Here is a 2,625-nt window from a genome sequence, read left to right as displayed (position 1 = left end):
ATTTTTATCTACATAATTAAATATCAACCAAAAGTTGTTCGTCAGCATTTAAAAAAGCATCTTCCACATAGAAATATTTTAATTTCAGTTATTACTTAGGGTAAGGAAGCTTTCGTGTGGAAAAGAGCCTATGGAAAGAAAAAATGTTCCAAGTTATTGAAGAGTTTATCTCAACTATTCAAGTGGTTGAGTTGGGTAAAGTGTTGAAAAAAACTATGCACAAATCAGGAAAGATTTTACATCTATAGGATAGCTTATTGGCAATAATGACTTATGGCGTGCGGCGCATGCAAAAGTAAATAATAGGTTCATGGTCACAAATAGAGTTTTTAAAGTTAAAGTAATTCGCCTGAAAGCCGAAAATTGGATGATTAAACCGATTTAACCCACCAAAATTTTCTCTCGAAATGATTGCTTGCAATTATGCCATCATCATTTGTAAAAATGACCAATAGATATTCATCACAATAGGGTTATACTGATTCTACCATTTCTAAACCTATGGAGAACAAAAATGGTTACTGCTGGCGAAAGACCCGGAACAGGATTCTATTTTTGCGTCCAATGTGGACACCGCGTCTACTTAGAAATTGGTACTGATCGTTTACCACCGTGTACCAAATGCCTTGGCAATAAATTTAACAATAAAATTGCAATTGCCTAAGCAGCACAAATAAAAACAGTTACCCCCTGTTTTTAAAGAAAAGCCCTATCACTTGATAGGGCTTTTTGTTAATTTATAGGCATATTCTAATAAAAAACAGTCACAACAGACCCAGGGAATGAATATGGAAACAATCATTGGTTTATGTATCGGTATAGGCTTAAGTGCTGCTTGTGGTTTTCGTGTATTTGTTCCTTTGTTGGTGATGAGTATTGGCGCAGTAACCGGGTTGTTTGAACCATCTAAGGGTTTTGCCTGGTTAGCGATGCCATCTGTTTGTATAGCTCTAGCTGTAGCAACAATTTGTGAGATCGCAGCGTACTACATCCCATGGGTAGATAATATACTGGACACGATTGCAACTCCTGCTGCGATGATTGCGGGAACATTGACCACTATGGCAGTCAGTAGTGGGGAAATGTCACAGTTTGCCAGTTGGGCAGCAGCGATTATTGTTGGTGGAGGAACAGCGAGTGCTGTTCAGCTGAGTACTGTTGCGGCACGAGGAGTATCTACCGCAACAACTGGGGGAATTGCAAATCCTGTTGTTTCTACAGTTGAATGGGTGAGTGCTGCCGTACTTTCAGTATTGGCAATGGTGCTGCCTGTGATCGTTGCCGTAGTGGTGATTGTATTCATAATTTTGGCAATCAGATGGATACGTAAGAAAAAACAGGAAAATGTTGTACGTACTTTATGAGGTTTTATACAGTTTATTTGGAATATGCTATCTGGAATTTATTTGAATATTAGATTGAATTTTAATTATATTGGCGATAAATATAATTGAGAAATATAAGACTATTAAAGAGAAACTAATGTCATTAGAGTCAAAGAAGAGTTGGTTTGGAAACAGTAAATATCCTGCTAAAGTTTATTTTATGTGTGGTTGGCCATTATTGCTTGTATTTATAGGTGGGGCGATCGGTGGGCTTTGTGCAGCTTTAGCTTTTTCAATCAATTTGAAAATCTATAAATCAGAATTATCGAATCCATTGAAAATTATTTTGAATGTACTCACAGGATTTATTACAGTCCTAGTTTGGTTTATTGTAGCAACAAGCTTGGGGCAGTATTTTTTACATAACTAATAAAGTAATTGAAATAGTACTACCATAACGTTTAAATCACTCTTAATGTGCACTAACAATCTTGTGGTTATCAAGACTAGGTGTGATTCATCGGCTGAATCAATATAAAAGATGAGAAATATAATGGATAAAAAGCATTTTTTGATTTTTCTAACACTTTTAATATTTTTTATCCCGAAGATGACTTTTGCTCAACAATTAAGTCCCGAAGAAATAAAGCTTCAAAAAGATAAGATCAAATATAAAGCCTATGTACCTGCAAAATATCATTTATTTGAAGCGATAGAGGGCGATCTTAATAAAGATGGTAAAAAGGATCTGGTACTCATTGTTAAAGCAACTGATTCCAGAGCCTTTGTCAATGATGAATATCGTGGGCGTTTAGATCGAAATCGCCGAGGTATCATTGTCTTACTTAATGAAAAGGGGAAATATAAACAAATTGTCAAAAATTTAGGCTGTTTTTCATCTGAAAATGAAGATGGTGGTGTGTATTTTGCACCAGAACTCTGGATCAATATCGAGAAAAATCTGCTCCATGTGCATTATGGGCATGGGCGTTATGGTTATTGGGACTATAGTTTTAGGCTGCAAAAACATGATTTTCGTTTGATTGGTTATGATTCATCAAGTAATCACGGTCCTTATATTGAAAGTGAAACCAGTATTAACTTTTTGACTAACAAAAAACTGGTTCGAACCAATACCAATCCAGATGAAGAGGGAGATCCAAAATTTAGGGAAAAATGGGCAATGATAAAAACATCCTCAATATTTTTATCTCAAGTGAAAGACTTTGATGAGTTAAGTTTTTAATATTTTTTTATTTCAATTTTTACGATTATTATTAGAAAGAAATATACACTTATC

The 2,625-nt window shown here is 35.0% G+C and carries 4 protein-coding genes; all 4 read left to right on the top strand.

Annotation, left to right across the window (positions count from 1 at the left end; translation table 11 throughout):
• Positions 1–514: 514 nt before the first annotated feature.
• Positions 515–664 (top strand): zinc ribbon-containing protein, encoded by a 150-nt coding sequence (locus tag KPC_RS20645; RefSeq protein ID WP_197747753.1) that lies wholly within the window; start codon positions 515–517, stop codon positions 662–664.
• 124 nt (positions 665–788) lie between these two features.
• Complete coding sequence (locus KPC_RS19000) at positions 789–1,364, top strand: DUF4126 domain-containing protein (RefSeq protein WP_121975886.1); 576 nt, start codon at positions 789–791, stop codon at positions 1,362–1,364.
• Between the two features lie 118 nt (positions 1,365–1,482).
• Complete coding sequence (locus KPC_RS18995) at positions 1,483–1,755, top strand: hypothetical protein (RefSeq protein WP_121975885.1); 273 nt, start codon at positions 1,483–1,485, stop codon at positions 1,753–1,755.
• Positions 1,756–1,878: 123 nt separating this feature from the next.
• The gene (locus KPC_RS18990; protein WP_121975884.1) at positions 1,879–2,571 is read left to right on the top strand and encodes a hypothetical protein; all 693 of its coding nucleotides are present in this window, start codon (positions 1,879–1,881) and stop codon (positions 2,569–2,571) included.
• Positions 2,572–2,625 lie beyond the last annotated feature (54 nt).

The organism is Acinetobacter stercoris, from assembly GCF_900323515.1.
In the GTDB taxonomy this organism is placed as follows: domain Bacteria; phylum Pseudomonadota; class Gammaproteobacteria; order Pseudomonadales; family Moraxellaceae; genus Acinetobacter; species Acinetobacter stercoris.
Note: the sequence above shows the minus strand (reverse complement) of the source record. Positions and strands in the feature narration are given on the sequence as shown.